This is a genomic window from Streptomyces sp. Ag109_O5-1 (assembly GCF_003814875.1).
GTDB lineage: Bacteria > Actinomycetota > Actinomycetes > Streptomycetales > Streptomycetaceae > Streptomyces > Streptomyces sasae.
In genome coordinates this window covers 9,413,396-9,435,442 of record NZ_RKQF01000001.1, presented here as the reverse complement: position 1 = coordinate 9,435,442, position 22,047 = coordinate 9,413,396, and the positions used below count along the sequence as shown (strand labels likewise).

At 70.1% G+C, this 22,047-nt stretch carries 23 protein-coding genes and 7 tRNA genes; 10 read left to right on the top strand and 20 right to left on the bottom strand.

Annotation, left to right across the window (positions count from 1 at the left end):
- Nucleotides 1-56 precede the first annotated feature (56 nt).
- Nucleotides 57-1,277, top strand: a complete 1,221-nt coding sequence (locus tag EDD90_RS43005; RefSeq protein ID WP_123978486.1) for an RNA-guided endonuclease TnpB family protein — start codon at nt 57-59, stop codon at nt 1,275-1,277.
- A 33-nt stretch (nt 1,278-1,310) separates the two neighbouring features.
- Here EDD90_RS43005 and EDD90_RS43000 read toward each other — a convergent pair whose 3' ends face one another.
- The 10 genes from EDD90_RS43000 to EDD90_RS42955 form a co-directional block, all read right to left on the bottom strand.
- On the bottom strand, nt 1,311-1,499 hold the full coding sequence (locus tag EDD90_RS43000; protein ID WP_123978485.1) for a hypothetical protein: 189 nt from the start codon (nt 1,497-1,499) through the stop codon (nt 1,311-1,313).
- 113 nt (nt 1,500-1,612) lie between these two features.
- Nucleotides 1,613-1,687, bottom strand: a tRNA-Val gene (locus EDD90_RS42995).
- Between the two features lie 39 nt (nt 1,688-1,726).
- Nucleotides 1,727-2,173: an SRPBCC family protein gene (locus tag EDD90_RS42990; RefSeq protein ID WP_123978484.1), complete on the bottom strand. Its 447-nt coding sequence runs from the start codon at nt 2,171-2,173 to the stop codon at nt 1,727-1,729.
- 120 nt (nt 2,174-2,293) lie between these two features.
- Nucleotides 2,294-5,032: a Tat pathway signal sequence domain protein gene (locus EDD90_RS42985; RefSeq protein WP_123978483.1), complete on the bottom strand. Its 2,739-nt coding sequence runs from the start codon at nt 5,030-5,032 to the stop codon at nt 2,294-2,296.
- Nucleotides 5,033-5,127: 95 nt separating this feature from the next.
- Nucleotides 5,128-5,709, bottom strand: coding sequence for a hypothetical protein (locus tag EDD90_RS42980; protein WP_123978482.1), 582 nt, complete (start codon nt 5,707-5,709; stop codon nt 5,128-5,130).
- Nucleotides 5,710-5,716: 7 nt separating this feature from the next.
- Nucleotides 5,717-6,589, bottom strand: coding sequence for a carbohydrate ABC transporter permease (locus EDD90_RS42975; protein WP_185149426.1), 873 nt, complete (start codon nt 6,587-6,589; stop codon nt 5,717-5,719).
- Nucleotides 6,586-7,554, bottom strand: a complete 969-nt coding sequence (locus tag EDD90_RS42970) for a carbohydrate ABC transporter permease (RefSeq protein ID WP_398927311.1) — start codon at nt 7,552-7,554, stop codon at nt 6,586-6,588. Before EDD90_RS42970 ends, EDD90_RS42975 begins: the two co-directional genes overlap by 4 nt.
- Nucleotides 7,555-7,562: 8 nt before the next feature.
- Nucleotides 7,563-8,849, bottom strand: coding sequence for an ABC transporter substrate-binding protein (locus tag EDD90_RS42965; protein ID WP_123978479.1), 1,287 nt, complete (start codon nt 8,847-8,849; stop codon nt 7,563-7,565).
- A gap of 998 nt (nt 8,850-9,847) precedes the next feature.
- A tRNA-Val gene (locus EDD90_RS42960) sits at nt 9,848-9,919 on the bottom strand.
- 76 nt (nt 9,920-9,995) lie between these two features.
- On the bottom strand, nt 9,996-10,460 hold the full coding sequence (locus tag EDD90_RS42955; protein ID WP_123978478.1) for a TIGR02611 family protein: 465 nt from the start codon (nt 10,458-10,460) through the stop codon (nt 9,996-9,998).
- A gap of 191 nt (nt 10,461-10,651) precedes the next feature.
- On the opposite strand from EDD90_RS42955, the gene EDD90_RS42950 reads away from it, so the two are divergent.
- Together EDD90_RS42950 and EDD90_RS42945 are read left to right on the top strand one after the other, a co-directional pair.
- Nucleotides 10,652-11,065 carry an SsgA family sporulation/cell division regulator gene (locus EDD90_RS42950; protein ID WP_004002642.1) on the top strand — a complete coding sequence of 138 codons (414 nt, stop codon included), beginning with the start codon at nt 10,652-10,654 and terminating at the stop codon, nt 11,063-11,065.
- Between the two features lie 284 nt (nt 11,066-11,349).
- Entirely contained in the window at nt 11,350-11,910 is a 561-nt protein-coding gene (locus tag EDD90_RS42945) for a CGNR zinc finger domain-containing protein (protein ID WP_123978477.1), read from the top strand.
- A gap of 111 nt (nt 11,911-12,021) precedes the next feature.
- Here the strand turns inward: EDD90_RS42945 and EDD90_RS55930 are convergent, their stop codons facing one another.
- Nucleotides 12,022-12,174, bottom strand: coding sequence for a hypothetical protein (locus EDD90_RS55930; protein ID WP_167450005.1), 153 nt, complete (start codon nt 12,172-12,174; stop codon nt 12,022-12,024).
- 257 nt (nt 12,175-12,431) lie between these two features.
- Entirely contained in the window at nt 12,432-12,878 is a 447-nt protein-coding gene (locus tag EDD90_RS42940) for a hypothetical protein (protein WP_123978476.1), read from the bottom strand.
- 260 nt (nt 12,879-13,138) lie between these two features.
- Here EDD90_RS42940 and EDD90_RS42935 point away from each other — a divergent pair, with 260 nt between their 5' ends.
- The gene (locus EDD90_RS42935) at nt 13,139-13,657 is read left to right on the top strand and encodes a DsbA family protein (protein ID WP_123978475.1); all 519 of its coding nucleotides are present in this window, start codon (nt 13,139-13,141) and stop codon (nt 13,655-13,657) included.
- Nucleotides 13,658-13,712: 55 nt separating this feature from the next.
- Here the strand turns inward: EDD90_RS42935 and EDD90_RS42930 are convergent, their stop codons facing one another.
- From EDD90_RS42930 to EDD90_RS42920, 3 genes are read right to left on the bottom strand one after another with little or no spacing between them, the layout of a single operon-like run.
- On the bottom strand, nt 13,713-14,537 hold the full coding sequence (locus EDD90_RS42930) for an N-acetyltransferase (RefSeq protein WP_123978474.1): 825 nt from the start codon (nt 14,535-14,537) through the stop codon (nt 13,713-13,715).
- A gap of 54 nt (nt 14,538-14,591) precedes the next feature.
- The gene (locus EDD90_RS42925) at nt 14,592-15,413 is read right to left on the bottom strand and encodes an aminotransferase class IV (RefSeq protein WP_123978473.1); all 822 of its coding nucleotides are present in this window, start codon (nt 15,411-15,413) and stop codon (nt 14,592-14,594) included.
- Nucleotides 15,410-16,453, bottom strand: a complete 1,044-nt coding sequence (locus EDD90_RS42920; protein WP_123978472.1) for a chorismate-binding protein — start codon at nt 16,451-16,453, stop codon at nt 15,410-15,412. The genes EDD90_RS42925 and EDD90_RS42920 overlap by 4 nt, the downstream gene beginning before the upstream one ends.
- Before the next feature lie 177 nt (nt 16,454-16,630).
- Here EDD90_RS42920 and EDD90_RS42915 point away from each other — a divergent pair.
- From EDD90_RS42915 to EDD90_RS42895, 5 genes are all read left to right on the top strand, one after another.
- Nucleotides 16,631-16,703 (top strand) — tRNA-Gly (locus EDD90_RS42915).
- A 38-nt stretch (nt 16,704-16,741) separates the two neighbouring features.
- A tRNA-Cys gene (locus EDD90_RS42910) sits at nt 16,742-16,815 on the top strand.
- Nucleotide 16,816: 1 nt separating this feature from the next.
- A tRNA-Val gene (locus tag EDD90_RS42905) sits at nt 16,817-16,888 on the top strand.
- A gap of 34 nt (nt 16,889-16,922) precedes the next feature.
- A tRNA-Val gene (locus EDD90_RS42900) sits at nt 16,923-16,994 on the top strand.
- A 34-nt stretch (nt 16,995-17,028) separates the two neighbouring features.
- Nucleotides 17,029-17,100, top strand: a tRNA-Val gene (locus EDD90_RS42895).
- A gap of 81 nt (nt 17,101-17,181) precedes the next feature.
- On the opposite strand, the gene EDD90_RS42890 is transcribed toward EDD90_RS42895, so the two are convergent.
- The 4 genes from EDD90_RS42890 to EDD90_RS42875 form a co-directional block, all read right to left on the bottom strand.
- Entirely contained in the window at nt 17,182-17,475 is a 294-nt protein-coding gene (locus tag EDD90_RS42890) for a zf-TFIIB domain-containing protein (protein WP_123978471.1), read from the bottom strand.
- A gap of 142 nt (nt 17,476-17,617) precedes the next feature.
- Complete coding sequence (locus EDD90_RS42885) at nt 17,618-18,541, bottom strand: phosphotransferase family protein (RefSeq protein WP_123978470.1); 924 nt, start codon at nt 18,539-18,541, stop codon at nt 17,618-17,620.
- 418 nt (nt 18,542-18,959) lie between these two features.
- Nucleotides 18,960-19,136, bottom strand: a complete 177-nt coding sequence (locus EDD90_RS42880) for a hypothetical protein (protein ID WP_123978469.1) — start codon at nt 19,134-19,136, stop codon at nt 18,960-18,962.
- A gap of 210 nt (nt 19,137-19,346) precedes the next feature.
- Nucleotides 19,347-19,622: a hypothetical protein gene (locus EDD90_RS42875; protein ID WP_123978468.1), complete on the bottom strand. Its 276-nt coding sequence runs from the start codon at nt 19,620-19,622 to the stop codon at nt 19,347-19,349.
- 196 nt (nt 19,623-19,818) lie between these two features.
- On the opposite strand from EDD90_RS42875, the gene EDD90_RS42870 reads away from it, so the two are divergent.
- The gene (locus EDD90_RS42870) at nt 19,819-21,135 is read left to right on the top strand and encodes a serine/threonine-protein kinase (protein WP_185149661.1); all 1,317 of its coding nucleotides are present in this window, start codon (nt 19,819-19,821) and stop codon (nt 21,133-21,135) included.
- 37 nt (nt 21,136-21,172) lie between these two features.
- Here the strand turns inward: EDD90_RS42870 and EDD90_RS42865 are convergent, their stop codons facing one another.
- Nucleotides 21,173-21,991: an RNA methyltransferase gene (locus EDD90_RS42865; RefSeq protein ID WP_123978466.1), complete on the bottom strand. Its 819-nt coding sequence runs from the start codon at nt 21,989-21,991 to the stop codon at nt 21,173-21,175.
- Nucleotides 21,992-22,047 lie beyond the last annotated feature (56 nt).

The window sequence follows — 22,047 nt, the reverse complement described above, 5'->3', positions numbered from 1 at the left end:
TCGTATGGTCGTGTGAGCGCAGGGGCGGGTGACGGGATCGAAGGCGGGGTGTCGGCGTGGCGGAAGCGGTGGGGACTGATGGCGTAGGCCGTGCCCGGTACACCTACCGGCTGCGCGTGCCGTCTGCCGCGCGCAGTGCTCTCTCGGCGGAGTGGGACCGGTGCCGGTGGGTCTGGAACGAGTGTGTCACCAAGTCCAGGGCCGTTCACCTGCACAGCAAAGCCACCGGGCAGAAGGCCACGTGCGGCCCGGCGCAGCTCGATCGGATGCTGACAGAGGCCCGCGCCTGTACGCCGTGGCTGCGTGCGGGTTCGTCGGTTTGCCAGCAGCAGGTCATCCGTGGCTTCGGCCGCTCCCGTGCCAAGGCGCACAAGGACATCCGGGAGCGGTTGCCGATGCACCGCCGGGCCGGAATGCCCAGGCACAAGAAGAAGCGCGAGGCGCTGGCGAGCCTCAACTACACCCAGCGCGGCTTCCGGCTGAGGCACGGCAGGCTGCATCTGGCGGGCGGCATCGTCGTGACGGTGGTGTGGTCGCGGGAGTTGCCGACAGAGCCCTCCTCGGTGCGTGTGTACCAGGACAGCCTCGGGCACTGGTATGCCTCGTTCGTCGTCCCCGCCCAGGCCGAACCCCTGCCGGAGACCGGCCGGGTGATCGGCGTCGACTGGGGTGTGAAAGAGACCGCCACCACCACATCCGACGATCACGACCTGCCCCATGCCGGGCACGGCAGGAAGGCTCAGGCGAGGTTGACCCGGTACGACCGGATGATGGCCCGCCGCAGACCGAAGAAGGGCCATCACACCTCGAAGGGCTACCGCGACGCGAAGTACTTGCGGGCCAGGGCGCACAAGAAAGTGGCCCGGCAGCGGCAGGACACCGGCCGCAAATGGGCCAAGAAGGTCGTCCGCGACCACGATGCCGTCGCTGTCGAGGACTTCAAGCCGAAGTTCCTCGCCAGGACCACGATGGCCCGCAAAGCTGCTGACGCCGCCATCGGTGCCACCAGGACGGCTCTGATCGAGATGGGCCGCAAGCATGGACGGGACATCCGCCTCGTACACCCTGCATACACCACGATGGACTGCGCGCACTGCGGAGCGAGAGCCAAGCACGCAATGCCGCTGGGTGAACGCAATCACACCTGCACCGTGTGCAAGACCGTGTCCCCGAGGGACAAGAACTCCGCACACGTGATGCTCGTCCGGGCTGGTCTCAACCCGGCTGGTGCTGGTGGCGCAAGACCTCCTGGAGCGCTGCTCCAGGAGGCAGCCTGAGCCAGGAATCCCCTCCCTCAGGGAGGGGAGGATTCAACAGGAACCGCCGCCTCCGCCGTCCGTGGCGGCGAGCAGCAGGTCGGTACGATCGAGGGGGCGCGGAGTCGTACACCGGGTCGGTGCCGACGCGGAGGCGCTGGCCTGCCCGCCGGCGACGATCGCGGCGAGCACCACCATGACGCCTGCGACGACGCCCAGCGCCCACACCCTGCGCCGGCTCACGGAAACCTTTCTCCGTCGCCTCTCCTTGTCTTTCCCCACGCTCATGAGACCCCCCTCAAGACGCACGGCAGACACAAAAAGGCCGGTCTGCGCAGGCAGACCGGCCTTCCCGGTGGTGGGCGATACTGGGTTCGAACCAGTGACCTCTTCGGTGTGAACGAAGCGCTCTCCCACTGAGCTAATCGCCCGGGAACGCAGTGAACAATACAGGGACCGGCGCGTTTCGTTCAAACCGCTTGCAGGTGCCCGAGCAGTCCCCGTCGTCCCGACCGCATCATCAGCCGGTGGTTGAGACGGAAGAACGGCCGCCCGGGGACGGCCAGTCGTCGCAGCAGCGGCTTTTCGACGTCGACGACCTGCTCGTAACGAGCGAGCGTGCCGGCGCCATCGGCGGTGACCGTCCAGCGGGCCCAGCCCTTGATGTCGCCGCTCATCTCGATCTCCAGCACGCCGGCCTCGGGATCCCGCCGCGTCTCGCGCGCGGTGAAGGTCATGTCGTACGGCAGGACGGAACGGATGGTGATGACGCCCGTGGTGTCGTTCAGGCGGGTCACCGAACGCACCTGGGGCCACCAGTCGGGATAGTCCTCGACTCGTTCGAGCGCCCGGAAGACGGCCGTGGTCCCGAAGGGCAGCGGCCACCGGCTGAGGAAGCTGTAGTGGGTCCAGTCCATGGACGGAGTCTGCCCGTGTGCCGGGTCTGAGTACGCGTACTCATGCCGCACGGGGTGACCTGGACCACACTCAGGGATGCGAGCGCCGCCGCCCGTGCGACGGCGCTCCCCTCTCACCTGCTAGGAGGGCATCTTGTCGCCCAGCAGGGCCAGGTTCTCGATGGCCGCGAGCCCGTACAGCGCGGTGTCGTTGGAGGACACCCAGCTCGCCTCGCTGCCCGCGACGAGCGTGACCGGGCCGGACAGCGCCTCGGTCTTCCACGGCGAGGACTCCGTGTAGCCGTCGGAACCGTAGAACTTCGTCCACGCGCGCTTGGCCAGCGTCTCGTCACCGGTCTGTACGGCGGCGTAGGCGTCGAGCCGCGAGTGGCCCTGGAAGAGCAGCAGGGTGCCGAAGTTGGAGCCGTAGCGTGCCGCCTGTTCGGCCTTGGTGGCGTTGAAGTAGCGGCAGTAGTCGAAGTACACCTCGTCGAACTTCGGCATGTCGACCAGGTAGATGAGTTCGGCGCAGAGTTCGTTGAGGCCGAAGACCGCGGAGAGGTGGGAGACCGAGACGACCGGGGTGTCCGCGGTGGCGAACTTGCCGGTGTCGAGGTCGTAGAGGCCACTGCCCTGGACGAAGCCGTTGGGCTGGGCGGCGATGCCCTCCATGGTCGACAGGACGCGCGCCTTGGCCTTCTCCCACTTGGGGCCCTTGCGTTCCCACTCGGTGAGCCAGGCCGACACCAGGCCGCTCCAGTCGGTGCCGAAGCCGATGGACAGGGCGTGCCGGTCGGGGGTGTAGGGGTCGGTGCGGACCTTGCGCAGCGGGTCGAGGACGAGGAAGGTCTCGTCGGAGTCGACATTGGCGGCCATGAGGTCGCCCACGCGTTCGTCGGCGGTGAGGAAGTAGTAGAAGCGCCGGTAGGTGGTGTTGGAGATGCGCTGCTGCTTGGCGCTGTCGGCGAAGTGCTGTACGCCGTGCCGGGTGCCGAGGCCGGCCCACTGGCCGATGTGGTAGACGTCGACCTCACCGGTGTGCCGGGTCAGCGCCTCCGCGAACCGGAAGATGTCGGAGCGGCCGCTTCTCAGGTACGCGTACCAGAGCCAGAGGTCGGGCGAGAGTTCGGAGTTGTCCCAGGCGTAGCCGCCGACGTCGTACCGCCACTGGTGGCGCACGGTGTCGTAGGTGTGCATGAAGTCGCCGTAGTCCCAGAAACCGTACCAACGGCGCTGCTCCACCTGGTCCTTGTAGTAGGTGAAGAGGAAGTCGAGGTGGTCCTCGATCTTCGCCTTGGCGGCGGTGGAGCGGTCGGGCTCGGAGAACAGGCCCGGGCCGAAGACCTTGGCCTTGATCAACTGCTCCGGCGGGGCGGTGAGTTGCGGGAGCACCCGGACCGCTTCGACCTGGTCGGCCAGCGCCTCGGGCGTCGGTGTCGTCTCGTTGGCCCAGAACAGCAGTTCCGAGGTACGGGCGATGCCGTAGGGGGTGCCGAACTCCGGCTCGTAGTCCTCGTAGGTGATGTTGAGGCCTTCGAGCTGTTCGGCGTAGGTGTCCTGGCCCATGCCGTCGTGATAGAAGCGCAGGTCCATCGGCTGGGCCTCGGGCGACCAGAGCCAGAGGGTGACCTCGGCCGCGCCGGTGTGGGCGTCGCGGATGTCGAGCTGGGCCGGGAACTTCTCCCAGAAGTCCCTGAGCCCGAAGGAGAATCCGCCGCTCGCGCCGCCCACGTACCCGAATCCGGAGGCCCGCTTGCCGCCGCCGGCCGCGATCCAGCCGTACCCCTTCCTGGTGCGCTTGCGGAGCGTGAACCCGTCGGCGGAGAGCTGGGAGAGGGTGTAGTCGCCCCAGTGCGGGATGTACTGGAGGCGGGTGGTGACGCGCTGGTCCCAGGTGGACGGGTCGGGCAGCTTCTGGCCCGCGTACTGAGCCGCCTGCACGGCCGCGCCCGGGTCGCGGCGCAGTCCGGTGATGCCCTGGACGGCCTCCCGCAGCAGGCCGGTTCCCTCACCCCCGATCCGGATGTGCCGGTCGTAGGCCTCGTCGCGCATCGGCACGCTGAAGCGGACGCCGAGCCCGCGGATGAAGTCACCACCGGCCTTGCCCGGCTCCTGGGTGCCGTCGTAGGTGATCGTGTGGACCATACGGAAGGAGTCGGCGCCCGCGTAGAAGTAGAGCCGGATCGAGAACGGCAGCCAACTGCGGCTTCCCTTGCGGTGCTTGCCGTCGATGCGGACGACCGCGCGGACCGGGCCGTCCTGTTCGACGGTGACGGAGTCGATCGCGCCGTCGAAGCGCTCGGTCTTGACCGTGCCCTGGTCCTCGTCCTCGACCTCGGGCTGGCGGATGAGGACCAGCCGCCCGTTCCTGGCGATCTCGGTGGAACCCCGGGTGACGGACTTGATGATCGTGGAGCCGTTCTTGCCGATCTTCACCGCGATCACGCCGGTGGACACGTCGATGGTGCCGCCGCTCCTGTCGACGGTGACCTTCCGGTCGGGCGCGGTCGCGTCGCCCGCCGCGAGCGTGAGCTTCCCGTTCCCGGAACTGATCGCGTGGGCGGTCCACTTGAGGGAGCCGTCCGGCCAGTAGGCGATCGGCCAGGACTGGACGGCCACGTCCTTGCCGTCCTCGTCCGTCAGCGCGAAGGTCTGGTCCTCCTGGAACGCGCCCATCGGCCAGGGCACACCGACGGTCGAACCGGGCGCGGCGCCGAGGCCGCCGTCCTCCAGCCAGTCCAGGGTCACCGGGTCCGCGTCGGCAGCCTCGGCTCTGGGCGCGGCCTGTGCTTCCTTCGTTCCCAGCGCCCAGCTGAACTGGGCGGCGGCGCCGGCCACGGCGGCCGCCTTGAGGAGTGACCTGCGGGGGATGGGAGACATGTTTCCGCCTTTCCTTTCCGTGCGAGTGCAGGGTGGTCAGGGGCATGACAGAGAGAGGTGCGACGCCGCAGGCGACGCCCCTGACAAGAGGCCGGTCAGCGGCGGCGGTGGCGTTCCTCCACCGCGACGGCCGCCGCCGCGACGGCGCCCAGTACGGGCACCGCCAGCGGTGCGATGAGCAGGGCGGAACAGACCACGAGGACCGCTCCCCCGACGAGCAGGAAGGATCCGCCGGGGTCGAGGACGGTACGGCGGCCGGCGGCCGCGAGCAGGGTGCGCCAGCGGTCGCCGGGCGTCCAGACGGCCGCCGCGCGGAGCCCCGCGACCGCGAGGCCGATCACCGCGAACAGGCCCACGGCCCCGACGAGCGGTCCGCCGGGCAGCCCGGCGCGCACGGCCTGGACGTCCACCCAGGCGACCGCTACCGCACCCCAGCCGACGAGCCCGACGACCCAGCCGCCGCGCACGGCGTCCCGGAAGTCCGCGACGAACTCCCGCCAGCCGCCGCCTACTTGGCCGGTGCGACGGCGCAGATGCCGGGCACCGGCGGCGAAGGCGGCCGGGTACGTGACGACCCCCAGGGAAGCGATCGCGATCCACACCCCGGTGAGCAGACACTCGGCGAAGACGCCGAACTTCTCCGTGAAGACGGACGGCTTGGTGCGCACGTCGGCCACGACGTCATCAGCCCTTCAGTCCGGAGGTCGCCATTCCGTCGATCAGATAGCGCTGGAAGGCGAGGAAGAACAGCAGCACGGGCAGCAGCGCGACCAGGGACATGGCGATCATCCCGCCGTAGTTGGCGGCCACGCCGTCGGAGTCGCGGAACATCATCAGGCCCAGGGAGACCGTGTACTTGCCGGGTTCGTTGAGGTAGATCAGCGGACCCATGAAGTCGTTCCAGGCGTTGATGAAGGTGAAGATCGCGCTGGTGATGAGGGCGGGCCTGCACAGCGGCAGCACGATCGACCAGTAGATACGGAAGTGTCCGCAGCCGTCGAGCCGGGCCGCCTCGTCCAGTTCCCTGGGCAGGTTGCGCATGAACTGCACCATCAGGAAAACGAAGAAGGCCTCGGTGGCGAGGTACTTGCCGATCAGCAGCGGGGCGTAGGTGTTGATCCAGCCCAGCTTCTGGAACATCACGTACTGCGGGATCAGCAGCACGTGGTACGGCAGCAGGAGTGTGCCGATCATCAGTGAGAAGAGCAGGTTGCGGCCGGCGAACCGGATGCGCGCGAAGGCGTAGGCGGTGAGCGAGCAGGAGACGAGGACGCCGACCACGGCACCGACGGCGTAGAAGAGGGAGTTCTGGAAGAAGGTCCAGATCGAGACATCCGCTATGCCTTCGGCGAGGCTCTTGAAGTTGCTCAGGATCGGGTGGGACGGGAACAGCGTGAGGCTGTTGATGATGTCCTTGCTGGGCTTGAACGAGGCGCCGATCACCCAGACGACCGGGTAGAGGATGACCGCGAGGACCAGCAGGGCACCGAGGTGCCAGGCGAGGGAACCGGTCCGGCGGCGGTTCAGCAGGGACGGTTTCGTGGTGGTCGCGCTCATCGGGCGTCCTCCTCGTAGTGCACCCATTTCTTCTGGGACCAGAAGAGGACGGCCGTCACCAGCGCGACCGCGAGCAGCAGCATCCAGGCCATCGCGGCCGCGAAGCCCATCTGGGCGTTCTTGAAGCCCTGCTGGTAGAGGTAACAGGTGTAGACGAGCGTGGCGTCGGCCGGGCCGCACTGGGTGTTGGAGACGACGTACGCCGAGCCGAAGATCTGGAAGGAGTGGATGGTCTCCAGCAGCACGTTGAAGAAGAGCACCGGGGAGATCATCGGCAGGGTGATGTTCCAGAACTTCCGGAACGGCCCGGCTCCGTCCATCTCAGCCGCTTCGTAGAGCTCCCTGGGGACCTGTTTGAGTCCGGCGAGGAAGATGACCATGGGGGCACCGAACTGCCATGCCGTCAGGGCGACCAGGCTGTAGAGGATCCAGTCCGGGTTGCCGACCCAGCCGCCGACGTGGAAGCCGAGGAAGGACTGGGTGCGGTCCACGATGGCGCCGTCGGAGAAGAGCGACCGCCAGACGAAGCCGACCGAGACGCTCGCGCCGATCAGCGAGGGGGCGTAGAAGGCGGCCCGGTAGAAGGCCTGGCCGCGGCGGCTCTGGGCAAGCAGCAGGGCCACGCCGAGGGCGAGCAGCAGCTTGATCGGGGTGCCGATGACCACGTACTTCGCCGTCACCTCGACCGACTTCTGCCACCTCGGGTCGTCGAACATCCGGGTGAAGTTGTCGAGGCCGACCCACTTCGGGGTGTTGAAGAGGTTGTAGTCGGTGAACGCGAAGTAGAGCGAGGCGACCATCGGGCCCGCGGTCAGCAGCAGGAAGCCCGCGATCCACGGGGACATGAAGAGGTAGCCGGCGAGGTTCTCCCGGCGGCCCCGCCGCCGCAGCGTGGCGGGGGCGGCGGGGTGTGCCCTGCGGGCGGCGGGAGCGGAGTCCTTGACGAGCGTCACGGCAGTTCCCATCGGACTGGTCAGGCCTGGAAGGCGGCCTCGGACTCGGAGAAGAACTGCTTCACCGCGTCGGAGACCTTGGTCTTGCCCTGCGACATGTCGCCGCCGATGCGCAGGAAGGCGGCTTCGATGGTGTCGGCGCCGGACGGGTGCGGGGTGATCGTGCCGAGCACACCAGCCTTGGCGGTGTCGTCCTCGTACTGGGCGATCTCCTTGCTGACCGGATCGGTCGGCTGGAACGCCGCGTACTGCTCGGTGCTCGCCAGGATGCCGCGGTCGTAGCCCATGATCTTGCCGACCTGGGGGTCGTGGACCATGAAGTCGATGAACTGGGCGACTTCCTTGGGGTGCGCGGTGCGGGCGGAGGCGCTCAGCATCAGGGAGGCGAGGTACTGGCCGGTGTGCGTGCCGTCGGTGGTGGGGATCGGGCCGAGGCCGTAGGTGCTGGTGCCCTCCGCCGAGTAGCGGACCGTGAAGTTGTCCCAGGTGAACTCGGAGGCCGCGTGGCCGGAGGAGAGCGAGGACTTGGGCTGGTCCTGGGCGACGATCTTCGGATCGGTGACGATGCCCGCCTTGACGCGGCTGTAGCCGTCCTGCCACCACTCCGTCAGATCGGCCTTGTCGAAGCCGAGTCCGTCCTTGGTGTAGAAGGCCTTGCCGTTCTGGCGGAGGTACAGGTCGTACAGGTACATGATGGAGAAGTAGCCCGTGTCGCCCGCGATCTTCGTCTTGTCGTGGATGGTCTTCAGGGCCTTGAAGTACTCGTCCCAGGTCCAGCCGGTCTGCGGGTCCACGCCCGCCTTCTCGAACACCTTCTTGTCGATGACCAGCGCCATGGTGTTCGAGCCGACGGGAACGCCGAGCTGCTTGCCGTCGACTTCGCCGACCTTGGTGACGCCCGCACGGAAGTGATCCAGGCTCAGATTGCCGGCCTTCACCTGGGAGTTGAGGTCGAGCAGAATTCCTCTCTTGTCGTACTTCCGAAGAAATCCGACGGCATTCTGGAAAACGTCCGGGGGATTTCCGCCGGCAGCCTGCGTCTGGAACTTCTCCCAGAAGGACTGATAGTCCTGGAAGTCCGTCTTCACCTTGATCTTCGGGTACTTCTTCTCGAAGAGAGTGATGGTCTGATTGATCTTTTTCGCCCGCTCGTCGGCGCCCCACCACGAGTAACGGATCGTCACCGTTCCGTCCCCGGAGCCGCTGTCGCCACCGCACGCCGTCGTCGCCCCCAGCCCGAGCACGGCCGCCGAGGCACCGGCCGCCTTCAGGATGGTCCGCCTCTCCACATTCCTGCTGGTTCCCACAGTCGGGCCCCTCCCCGCAGCGGTCGCCGCCGCTCGCATGAATCGTTTCAAGTAAGCGCTTGCTGGCACAAGTTACGGAGGGCCCGGTGAGGCGTCAATGATTCGGACAGGAATTTCTTGTGACCGGGGCGGCGGGGCGGCGCGGTGCGGTGCGGGGGGCCGGGGCTGCGCGGCGGGTGACGTCGCAGGTGGGGGGCCGTACGGTCGGGTGGTCGAACGTGAGGCGGCTTGCCGCGGGCGGGGTTACGGCTTGGCTTCGATGAGTGGTTCGGGGGCGAGCGGCTCGGAGGGGCAGGCCGCTCGGAGCGCGCATCGGGAATGGGGGTGGACAGGGGGTGAGGACGGGGGACGGATCCGACGCGCGGAGGCAGGCGGCACGGCGAAACCTCCGACCACTGCGGCCGGCACATCAGCCGACCGAGAAGGTGCCGCCGGGCAGGGCCGAGCGGGAAATCTTCCGCATCGCGCACAGCACGACGCAGCCGGTGCCCACGCGCCTCACCTGCGCCGACCGTGGCCACGAGTGGGGCGGGAGGAAGGATCCCGCGCTCCGGCGGACCGACTCGGCCACCAGGACTCCGGCACACCGCCGACGGGACCAGCAGGACCCGACGCACCCCGGGCGAGGCCCAGGACCCCCGACCCACCCCCGGCGAGGTCACCGACCCCCGACGCACCGACGACGAGCCGCGTCCGGCCTCCGTCCGCCGCTCGCCTCCGCCCCGCGCTTGGCCACTCCCCCGCCGGACGGCGGGACCGGGCCCGCCGAACCGCTCGCCTGGCCCTGTGAAACCCGTTCGCACCCGCGCCCGGCCCTCACCGCCCGTACGCGACCCTCGTCGGGCCGTACCCGGCCTCACCGCCCCTACGTGAGCCTCACCGGCCGGCAGCGGGGCGCGCCGCTCACGCGACCGCCGTCGCCACAGCCCCTCGCCGGGCCACCGGGCCGCGAACGACTGCGGCCCACCTGCTTTTCGCAGGTGGGCCGCAGTTTCGGGTGGGCGATACTGGGTTCGAACCAGTGACCTCTTCGGTGTGAACGAAGCGCTCTCCCACTGAGCTAATCGCCCGGGCGCAGGAAGAACATTACCCCATGTCAGGGGGTGCCCCCGACCAGTCGCCGGGGGCCCGTGGCCGGTGGCCGGGTCACTCCTCGATCTTCCAGGGCATCACTATGCCGAACTTGGAGAGGTAGACCCCGACAAGGCCGGCGACGATCATCAGGCCGACCGTCGTGAGCGCGATGTTGCGGCGGCGCACCTTGGGGTCGAGGGCCTTCTGGGCCGCCTCCGTGACCTTGCGCTTGGTCCAGCGGAGCACCAGCTGGGCCCAGACGAACTCGGTCGCCCAGATCGCCATGCCGCCGAAGATGACCACCCAGCCGGGACCGGGCAACGGCAGCAGGATGATGCCCGCGACCACGACCGCGAGGCCGACCGTGAAGACCCCGGCCTGCCAGCTCAGGTGCAGTGCCCGGCGCGCCTTGATGAATGCGGGCGCCCGCGATCCGAGCCCCTGCTCGGCACGTGCCCCGTCCGTTGTCGTCCCGTCCACCTCACTCCCGTCCGAGGCCGCGGCGACCTCGCCCGGTTCGTTACTCCCCGTATTCATACGACCAAACCCTACCCGAGCGTTTCCGGTCACCGGAATGGTCGTAGCTCCCGTACCGGTTCTCGGCCGGAAGAGTTACGTAAACACACGCAAAACACTCAGAGGGGTTTACAACGGCACCGTAGGTGGCATGTCGATTTCGCCGACGTGCGAATCCCCGAGCGCACACTGAGCGAAAGGCCCTGGCGCTTATGAACACCACGGTCAGCTGCGAGCTGCACCTGCGCCTCGTTGTGTCGAGCGAGTCCTCCCTGCCTGTCCCCGCAGGCCTGCGGTACGACACGGCCGACCCCTACGCCGTGCACGCCACCTTCCACACCGGAGCCGAGGAAACCGTCGAGTGGGTGTTCGCCCGCGACCTCCTCGCCGAGGGGCTGCACCGCCCCACCGGCACCGGCGACGTCCGCGTCTGGCCGTCCCGCAGTCACGGTCAGGGCGTCGTCTGCATCGCCCTGAGCTCTCCGGAGGGCGAGGCTCTGCTGGAGGCCCCGGCGCGGGCCCTGGAGTCCTTCCTGAAGCGAACTGACGCCGCCGTGCCGCCCGGCACGGAACACCGGCATTTCGATCTCGATCAGGAGCTCTCGCACATTCTGGCGGAGAGCTAGGGCGCGGCCCCTGCAAGCCGCCCGGCGCCGTCCACTCGGGGAGACGGCTCGGGCCTAGACAACCGCATACGGCAGCACCGGCGCCGCCACCGTGTTCGGTCACGGGGCGGCTCCGGTGTGTCCTGCGTCGGCGTGTCCTGCTCCGGCGGGAACCTTCGGCGGGCGGTGGCAGTCCTACGGGACAGCCGCCAGTGGGGCAGGGCACGGTGCGGCGCGCCCGGATGTCGCTACCATCGGCCACCATCGGCGGGCGCCCGCCCGACCCTCAGGCCAGGGAGCGAAACGTGCTGATCACCCACGACACCCGGCGTGCCCTCGACGTCGTGGTGGATCTGGTGAACACCGCACCGGAGGACGACACGGCGGCGGACGGACTCCTCGATGTCCCGGCTCTCCAGGATTTCGTACGAACGCACGACATCAGCGATGTGGGTCTGCTGTCGGAGTTCGATCTGTCGGCGGTACGCAAGATCCGCGGGCGGTTCGCTGGAATCTTCGCCGCCCCGGACGCCCGGACCGCCGCGACACTGGTCAACGAACTGGTCGCGGCCGCGGGCACCACCCCCCGGCTCACCGACCATGACGGCTACGACTGGCATGTGCATTACTTCGCGCCCGGTGCCTCGGTGGCCGACCACCTCGCCGCCGATGGCGGGATGGCGCTGGCGTTCTTCGTCGTCGCCGGGGAGCAGGAGCGGCTGCGCCGCTGCGAGGCCCCGGACTGCCGGCGCGCCTTCGTCGACCTCTCCCGCAACCGCTCGCGCCGCTACTGCGACAGCCGGACCTGCGGAAACCGTCTGCATGTCGCCGCATACCGGGCACGCCGCAAGGAGGCGACAGGCTGATCTCCCTGCGCACGCCGGAAAGGGGATGCCCGACGTCCGAGGCGGCAGGCGCCGGAGCTGTCGATGCCGACGCCTGTCCCGGCGGGTGGCGCCGGGACGGGCGGGTACGGCTCACAGCCACAGCAGGTCGTGCAGCGCAGCCATGAGGAGCAGACACCCGATCACCGCTAGGAAGATCATCAGCGGTGGCTGGGAAAGGGCGAAGAGGCACCCGCGGGGCTCGTCCTTCGGCGGCGCGGCCTCGCTCTGTTTCGTGTCCAGCATCTCGCGGTGATGATGACCCAGCCGGCACCCGCTGCGCGATCAACACACCCGGAATGGACGGGAGTTCGCTGAATTCCGTGATGTCCGGTCCGCTTCCGGTCACCCCCTGAACGCTTCCGCGCGCGCCGCGTGCACACTGTGTCGTTTCAATGCCTCATGCGACTGTCATATTCATGCGCCTGCGACCAGGCTGACCAGCGCCGTGCCCCCGCGCCGCCGGCAGCGCCTGCCCGCGCCGTACCCGCAGCCGCGGAGTGTCATATTCCGTGCTTCTTGAGGATGGCCTCGATGTCGCTGAAGTCGTCGCCCGAGCCGGTGCTGCGGGGCGCCGCCGCGGGCTTGGCCGCCGGACGGGTGGCGGGGCCGAGCGACGGTGCCGAGGCGGTCGGGGCGACGGCGTCACTCCGGGTCCCGCGGGCGGCCGCCTTGCGCTCCGCCCGGGTGCCGCCGCGCCTGCGCTCCACGGCGCGGGTGAGGGCGAACAGGCCCCAGGCCGCGCCGAGCACACCGAACCCAGCCCAGGCGGTGGGGCTGAACGCCGTGTCGGCGAGCCAGCCGACCACTCCCGTCATGACCAGGCCGACGGGCACGAGTGAGTAGGCGGCGATACGGGCCGCTGCCAGATACCGCTTGCGGTAGGCGGTGACCACGGCGATGCCCAGGCCTGCCGCGGACACGGCGGAACAGACTGTCTCGGCGATCATCCGGTCCTCCTGGCGGGCTCGGTCGGTCGGGGCGACGGGCGCGCGCTCCGCCCCTTCCATCGTGCACCGCCCGGCCCGCACGATCCATGCCCGCGCCCGACAATCAGGGGCATCTCGGGGTCCTCTCCGGGTCTCCTCCACCCCAGGGACGAGTTGCACCCCCACCCGGCCACCGGCCGCAACCGGCCGCCGTCAGCCGCCCGCCGACTGCCCGCCGTCTCGATTGGGGCGACGGAGCCCGGCCTGGAAGACTGGTCGCCATGAACGACTCCCCCGCACGCACCGACGCCCCGGTCCTCGACGTCTGGTGCGAACTCCAGTGCCCCGACTGCCGCAGCGCCCTGGACGACCTCCGCGCCCTGCGTGCCCGGTACGGCGACCGGCTGGAACTGCGGCTGCGGCACTTCCCCCTGGAGAAGCACAAGCACGCCTTCGCCGCCGCGCAGGCCGCCGAGGAGGCCCTGGAGCAGGGGAAGGGCTGGGAGTACGTCGAGGCGGTCCTCGGCCGGGTCGAGGAACTGGACCGCGGAGGCGAGCCCTTCCTGGTCGAGGTGGCCCGTGAACTGGGCCTGGACGCCGAGGAGTTCGACACCGCGCTGGTCGACGGCCGGCACATCCTGATCGTCGACGCCGACCAGGCCGAGGGCAAGGCCATCGGCGTGACCGGCACCCCGACCTATGTCATCGGCGGCGAGCGCCTCGACGGCGGCAAGAGCCAGGAGGGGCTGCGCGAGCGGGTGGCGGAGATCGCGGACCGGCTGCTGGCCGAACAGGAGTGACCGGACCTCGGACCAGGTCCCTGCCCGGACCTCAGATCAGGTCGTTGCCCGGATCTCAGATCAGGTCCTTGCACAGGACGTACGTCATGGTGGTGTATCCCAGCGACTCGTAGAGCCGCTCGGCCGGTGTGTTGCCGGCGAAGACGTTGAGGCCGAGGACCCGCCCGCCGGTGGCGATCACCTGGTCCTCGGCCAGCAGCATGAGGGTGCGGCCGTGCCCCCGGCCACGGTGGGCGGCATCGGTCTCGACGTCGTACACCCAGGCCTTGTCCTTCCGGAAGGCCACCCACAGGACGCCGACGCGCGTGCCTTCGTGCTCCAGGACGCTGAACCGCATGCCGTCCGTCGCGAGTCCCCGCGGCAGCAGCTTCTCGTGGCCGATCCGGGAGTTCTCGTACGCCTCGGCCTCGGGCACGCCCAGGTCGATCCACACGCGCGCGTAGTGCTCGGACTCGTACGCGAGCCACACCTCGAACTCGGCCTCGGTCATGGCACGGCCCCGGCTCCCCGCCGGCAGCACGGGTGAGATGTCGGCCAGCCGTTTCGCCATGCCGCGGTTGCGCAGGACGTAGCCGAGCGCCTCGACGAGACGCAGCGCCGGCTCCGCCGCGGCCGGCACGTACACCTCGATCTGCCGGCAGCCCCAGCCCCGGGCCACCTCCTCCGCGGCGAGCGCGGCCACCGTGCCCCGGCCCCGGCGGCGGTCGGGCTCCTCGATGCGCAGGTCGAGGATGTGAGCCACCCGGGCACCCAGGTTCGGCGAGGTGCCGAGATGGAGGGTGCCGACAGGGCGGCTGTTCACGCACACCTGGTAGCGGCGGGAGGGCGCCCCGTCGGCGTCGCGCTGGAGCGGCTCGGTCGGCCGCAGGGTCGTGGTCATCAGGGGTGTTCTACCCGTGGAGCGGCCCCGCAGCAGCCCAATTTCCCCGCGCCCCTAAGGGTCCAGGTCCTCGCCCGACCGCTCGTCGAAGATCCGCATCGCCTTGGCGGTCACCGGACCCGGGGCGCCGGGCAGTTCGCGGCCGTCGACCCGGTGCACGGCCTGGACGTCGCGCAGGGTAGAGGTGAGGAAGACCTCGTCGGCCCGCTCCAGGACGTCCAGGGGCAGGTCGGTCTCCTTGGCGCCGGTCCACTCGACGGCCAGGGCACGGGTGATGCCCGCCAGGCAGCCCGAGGCGACCGGCGGGGTGTGGATCTCGCCGTCGAGGACGACGAAGACATTGGAGCCGGTGCCCTCGCAGAGCTGCCCGACGGTGTTGGCGAACAGCGCCTCGGAGGCGCCGTGTTGGTGCGCGCGGGCCAGGGCGACGACGTTCTCGGCGTACGACGTCGTCTTCAGACCGGTCAGGGCGCCCCGCTCGTTACGGGTCCAGGGGACCGTGATCACGGCGGTGGAGTCGGCTCGGCGGACGGTCTCGCCGAGGGCGACGACCAGGGTGGGGCCGTGCTCACCCCGGTCGGAGCCGAGGGGGCCATGGCCGCCGGTGTAGGTGATGCGCAGCCGGCCCAGCGGCATCGGGTTGGCCGCGAGGACCGCCTCGCAGGCCCGGCGCACCTCGTCGTGGTCGGGGTCGGGCAGGCCGAGGCCCCGGGCCGAGCGGGTCAGCCGGTCGAGATGGCGGGTGAGCGCGAAGGGCGTGCCGTCGGTCGCCTTCACCGTCTCGAAGATGCCGTCCCCCACGGTCAGCCCGTGGTCGAAGACGGAGACACGCGCGGACTCGACGTCCTGCAGCCCGCCGTCCAGCCAGATCCTCACCCGAGACCCCCTTCGTTCATGTCGTACGTACCCGACGCTACCGCGAGCAGCCGGGCGGCCTTCAGCTCGGTCTCCCGCCATTCGCCCTCCGGGTCGGAACCCCAGGTGATCCCGGCCCCGGTACCGAACCGCAGCACCCCTGCGCCGCGGTCGATCCAGAAGGTACGGATCCCCACGGCCAGCTCGCCGGTACCCCGGTCCGCGTCGACCCAGCCGATGCCGCCGCAGTACGGGCCGCGCGGCGCGGTCTCCAGGGCCTCGATGATCCGCAGGGCGCTCGACTTGGGTGCGCCGGTGACCGAGCCGGGCGGGAAGGCGGCGGCGAGCAGCTCGGGCCAGCCGGCGTCGGCGCGCAGCTCTCCTCGCACGGTGGAGACGAGGTGGACGAGTCCCGGGTGCTTCTCCACGGCGCACAGGTCGGGGACGGTCACCGTGCCGGTGGCGCAGACGCGCCCGATGTCGTTGCGGACCAGGTCCACGATCATCACGTTCTCGGCGTAGTCCTTCTCCAGGAGGTCCGCCTCGGTGCGGCCGGTGCCCTTGATGGGCCCGCTCTCGACCGTCCGCCCCGCCCGACGCAGGAACAGTTCGGGCGAGGCGGTGGCTATCTCCACGCCGCGCTCCGGCAGCCGAATCGTTCCGGCATACGGGGCCGGGTTGCCTCGGGCGAGCAGTGCGGTCAGGGCGTCCACGTCGGCGTCCGGGGCGACCGGTGCGGACAGGACACGGCAGAGGTTGGCCTGGTAGACCTCGCCGGCCGCGATGTGGGTGCGGATCCGCCGCACGGCCGCCGTGTAGGCGGTGCGGTCCAGGGACGAGGTCCAGTCACCGGCCGCCGGGCCGTGCCACTCCCCCGGCACCGGCGCGGGCACCGGCTCCTCCCGTACGTCGCCGAAGCGGGCGCAGGTCAGCCGCCCCTCGAAGTCGGCGCAGACGGCCCAGAAACCGGTGGAGTCGAGGGCCGCGGGATCGCTGGTGACATCGAGGAGACCGGTGGCGACACGGTCGCCGAACCGGGCCAGAGGAGGGAGACGGAGCACGTCGTCGAGTCTATGCGGGTGTCCTGGGGGTGACCCGGGCGTGTCGTCGAGGGGGCCCTGACCACGTCGTCCGTCGGGTCCGGCGCAGCACGCTGCACAAACGCGTTTTTGTGCTGGCCGGGGAATCCGCTAGAGTTCAACACGTCGCCGGGACGCGAGAGCGGACCGAAACGACAGGCGGACGTAGCTCAGTTGGTAGAGCGCAACCTTGCCAAGGTTGAGGTCGCGAGTTCGAGCCTCGTCGTCCGCTCGAAGGAAACAGGGGTATCCCCGATCCCCTACACTCCTGGTGGAGTGGCCGAGAGGCGAGGCAACGGCCTGCAAAGCCGTCTACACGGGTTCAAATCCCGTCTCCACCTCCAAGGACGATTAGCTCAGCGGGAGAGCGCTTCCCTGACACGGAAGAGGTCACTGGTTCAATCCCAGTATCGTCCACTGGATCTTGGTCTGATGATCGAAGATCTGACCCGCGCGATTAGCTCAGCGGGAGAGCGCTTCCCTGACACGGAAGAGGTCACTGGTTCAATCCCAGTATCGCGCACGCATTGCCCGTGATCTTCGCATCGCGGTCCCGAGGACGATTAGCTCAGCGGGAGAGCGCTTCCCTGACACGGAAGAGGTCACTGGTTCAATCCCAGTATCGTCCACACACCGAAGAAGCCCCGGCCGTCCCGAACGGCCGGGGCTTCTTCGTGCGCCCGGCCGGCCTGCGCCGGGCGCACGAAGGCTCAGCTGGAGAAGAGCATGTGGGCCCAGCTCTTGTTGCCATGGTGACCGCCGTGGTGGCCGTGGCCGCCGTGGTGACCGCCGCCGTGGTGCGGGGCGCCCCAGGCCGGCGCGGGCGGGGCCGGGTACGCCTGCGGGGCCGGCGGGACGGGCTTCGCCCACTGGGCCTCCAGCTGGGTCAGCGCCTCCAGCTCGCCGTAGTCGAGGAAGATGCCCCGGCAGCCGCTGCACTGCTCGATCTGGACGCCACTGCGGTTGTAGGTGTGCATCGGCGCATGACACTTCGGACAATGCATGGTCGGCTCAACTCCTCGCCGGTCGGTACTGCTTCGCGTTTCCCCAGGACAGACTCCGTCCGACCCCGGTCGGTTGCACCCTACTTCGGGAATGCGGGCCGCAACTGGGCACAAACCAAGACCTTTCGGAAGCGCTGTGAGGTCATTCCAGGACCATCCGGGCACAGGCGTCGATCAAGGACTGCTCGACCTCGTCCAGGGGGCGGTCCGCCGCGAGGGCCTTCGCGAGGTAACGCGCGGCCGTCTGGACCGTGAGGGCCCGGGCCGGGACGTCCAGGGCGGCCCAGGGGTCGCCGTCCTGCGGTACGGCCGGGCCGCCCGCCGCGCGGTAGGCGGTGAGGAAGCGGGTCCACTCGGCCGGTGACAGGAGGCCGCAGGCGTACCAGGAGGCGGGGCGGGCGAGGTCCCAGGCGGGGACGCCGACGCCCAGATCGTCGACGTCGATGAGAAGCCACTGCCCGTCCGGGGCCGGGTGCCGGACCAGCTGGCCGAGGTGGAGGTCGCCGTGACAGAGGGTGAGGGTGCCGGGCATGGGTGCCTCGGCGCGGGCCCAGGCGGGCAGGGCCGACCAGGCACGCAGGACGGCCGGGGCGGCGGGGTGCGGGGCCGCGGCGGCCAGCGCCTCGTGGAGGCGGTCCATCGCGTGGGCGGCCTTGGCGGGGCCACGCATCAGGGGTGTGCCGGGGACGACAGGCGCACGGTGGAGGCGGGCGAGGAGGGCCCCGGCGGCCTCCCAGGGAGCCGCGCCCTGGTCGTCGGGGTCCACGGGGGTGCCGTAGGGCCAGAGGGTGACCGGGCGGGCGTCGACGAGGGCGCCCGGGGTCGCGGCGAGGGGCGGGAGAAAGACGTCGGGAAGGTGGGCGGCGGTGGCCAGGCGGAGGGCGAGGGCCCCGGGGTCGGTCCCTGGGGCGTGGGCCTTGGCGACGGTTGCCGCATGCCGGACGACCGTGGTGTCGGGGCGGTGGGCCAGGGTGGTGGTGCCGCAGGCGCAGGGGGCCGCCGGGCCGGGGTGAGCGGCGTCTCTGATCTTGGCTGTCAGTTGAGGGAGTACGTCTGCGGTCGTCACGGGGCCTCGGGGGTGCGGTTCGCTGCGGTTGCGGGTGAGCGTACGTGGGTGCGGCGGGGTGGGGGCTGAGGCCGGGGGTGGGGACGCTTACCGGCGCCGGCAGGGTGCCGTCGCGCCCACCTGTGTCGCCTGGGGTCCCCCCTCTGGGGGAGGCACGACTTGCCCGCGGCTGAAGAGCGACGGCTGTGCAGCGCCCCGTAGGGGGTGCTGGGGGTAGGAACTGCGCGACCGCCTCCACCGGCCCGCGGCCGGACGTCCACGCAGCCCTCGTTCGCACCGCCCCGCGCAGGAAAAAGCAATGCCGGCGCAGCTCCCCAGCTGCGCCGGCATTTTTGCCGTCCGCCGCACCCCCGTCCCCACGGGGTTTCATGGGTGGATGTCCCCGCCCGGACCGCTCTTCCGGGCCTGGGGTCGCCGCTCAGCGCCCCAGCATCACTCCCACGGACGACGCCTGTGTGGCCACTGTCTCCCAGCCGTCGAAGACGACGAGGAGCAGGACCGCCAGGGGCAGGGCCATGAGCGTCGCCACCAGGGGGTGGCGGCGACCCTGCCGGCGGGGACGGGTGGTGTGTGTCCGCTGTGCCGTAAGGGCCATGGTCCCTCTCCTGACCGTTCTCAGTTGTCTTTGGCAGCGGCGGGTGTCTGACCTCGGGGGACGAGTGCTGCACCCGCCGCTTGACCTCAAATCTAGGCGCGTGGCGCCTCGCGGACGTCATGCCCTCGTACCGAATCGCGGGCCTCCGAGAGGATGAGCCATGACCTGCGGACTACTCCCCTGGGTGGAGACGGCGCCCTAGGTCTCGTCCTACGACTCGGGGTCTTCCCGGAGGGGGTGCCCGGTCCTTCCCGGTTTTTCCGAGCTGTCCTCACGAGGTACGGGCTGCTCGACGAGAGCCAGGACCCTGGTCGCCATGAAGCGGGCGGTGCGGACAACCGAACCGTTTCGCGTGACTTCGCTCACTTCCACAACCCCTCGTCGTACCGCCGTCTCCACCCGGCGACCCGCTCTGCTCGCCACCACCTCATAGGTACGGGTGGTGTCGCCGGCGTCGACGACTATCTCCACGCGGTCACCCTTCACAGCTTCAATCCCCCTTCTGTGACGGCTTGTTGAAGCAGACAGGTACTCAAAGGAGCCGATTTCGGCGCCTTTCTGACCACCTCTCAAGTCTCGCACCCGGCACTGACAATCCATCGGGCCGAGAGGGCGCGGCCTCTGCGCACGGGCGGCCCGGTAAACGTAAGCTGTGCCACGTCAAACGGACCGGGCAGCGGGGATGAACATGGCGATGATGCGCCTGAGGCGCGAGGACCCGCGCGTCGTCGGCTCGTTCAGGCTTCACAGAAGGCTCGGCGCCGGCGGAATGGGCGTCGTCTATCTCGGCTCCGACAAGAAGGGGCAGCGGGTCGCGCTGAAGGTGATCCGGCCCGATCTGGCGGAGGACCAGGAGTTCCGGTCGCGTTTCGCCCGCGAGGTCTCGGCGGCCCGCCGGATCAGGGGCGGTTGCACGGCACGGCTGGTCGCGGCGGACCTGGAGGCCGAGCGGCCGTGGTTCGCCACCCAGTACGTGCCCGGGCCCTCGCTGCACGACAAGGTCGCCGACGAGGGTCCGCTGCATGCGGCCGAGGCCGCGGCGGTCGGGGCCGCGCTGTCCGAGGGACTGGTCGCGGTGCACGAGGCCGGGGTCGTGCACCGGGATCTGAAGCCGTCCAACATCCTGCTGTCCCCGAAGGGCCCGCGGATCATCGACTTCGGCATCGCCTGGGCCACCGGGGCCTCCACGCTCACCCACGTCGGTACGGCGGTGGGCTCGCCCGGGTTCCTCGCGCCCGAGCAGGTGCGCGGCGCCGCCGTCACCCCGGCCACGGACGTGTTCTCGCTCGGTGCGACCCTCGCGTACGCGTCGACCGGTGACTCGCCCTTCGGACACGGCAGTTCCGAGGTGATGCTCTACCGCGTGGTCCACGAGGAGCCGCACCTGCACGGCGTACCGGACGCGCTCGCGCCCCTGGTACGAGCCTGTCTGGCGAAGGATCCCGAGGAACGGCCGAGCACGCTCCAGCTCTCGCTCCGGCTGAAGGAGATCGCCGCGCGTGAGGCACACGGGCTGGCCGACGTACGGCCCCCCGCGCCCCGTGCCGCGGAGGCGGACCGGCCCACCGGACGGCTCACCGAGACCTACCCGGAGCCGCAGCGCACCCAGCGCCGTCCGCAGTCCTCGTCGGGTGCGCCGGTGCGCGGCAACGCGCCCTCGCGCGGCGGCAGCGGCCCGCGTCCCAACGGCGGCGTTCCCTCGCGGCCGAACGGCGCGCGCCCCACGCCCGCCCCGCGCGGCAACGGCACCCGGCCCGGTACCGGCAGCCGGCCCGCGCCGCGCAGTGGCACCGGCCGCCCCGCGCCGCGCCCCACCGGCACCGGTCGGCGGCCGGCCAATCCCCGGCTGCTGCGCCAGCGGCTGTTCGTGTTCGTCGTGGTGACCCTGCTGGTGGCGGTGGGGATCGCGCTGGCCCAGGGCTGCTCCGGTCCGGCGCACGGGATGGGTCTCGTGCCGGGTGGTACCGTACCGGCCAAGGCCATGACTCTCAGGGAGTAGCGGTACTACGCCTCAGGGGTCCTGCTCCTCAGGGGCGTTACGCCTCGGGGCGGCCGGCGGTCACCGCGTAGAAGGCGACCGCGGCCGCCGCGCCGACGTTGAGCGAGTCGACGCCGTGGGACATCGGGATGCGCACCCATTCATCGGCGGCGACCAATGCCTGGGTGGAGAGGCCGTCGCCCTCCGCGCCGAGCATCAGCGCGACCCTGTCCATCCGGTGCGGGGCGGCCTCGTCGAGGCTGCGGGCCTTCTCGTCCGGGGTCAGGGCGAGCAGCGTGAACCCGGCCTCGCGGACCGAGTCCAGCCCCTTGGGCCAGGTGTCGAGACGGGCGTACGGCACGGAGAAGACCGCGCCCATCGAGACCTTGACGCTCCGGCGGTAGAGCGGGTCGGCGCAGTCGGGGGACAGCAGCACCGCATCCATGCCGAGGGCCGCCGCCGAGCGGAAGATCGCGCCGATGTTGGTGTGGTCGTTGACCGACTCCATCACGACGACCCGGCGGGCGGTGCGCAGCAGTTCGACCGCCGTCGGCAGCGGCTTGCGCTGCATGGAGGCGAGCGCGCCGCGGTGCACGTGGTAGCCGGTCACCTTCTCGGCGAGCTCCGGGCTGACCGCGTACACGGGGGCCGGGAGCTCGTCGATCACATCGCGCATGACGTCGACCCACTTGGCGGACAGCAGCATGGAACGCATCTCGTAGCCCGCGTCCTTCGCCCTGCGGATGACCTTCTCGCCCTCGGCGATGAACAGCCCCTCGGCCGGTTCGCGCTTGCGGCGCAACTCGACGTCGGTCAGGCCTGTGTAGTCACGAAGGCGCGGGTCGTCGGGATCCTCAACGGTGATGAGATCGGCCACAGGGTGATACTGCCTTGTCCTGGGTGGGGTGCCAATGGTCTGGGACGGGTTGTGTT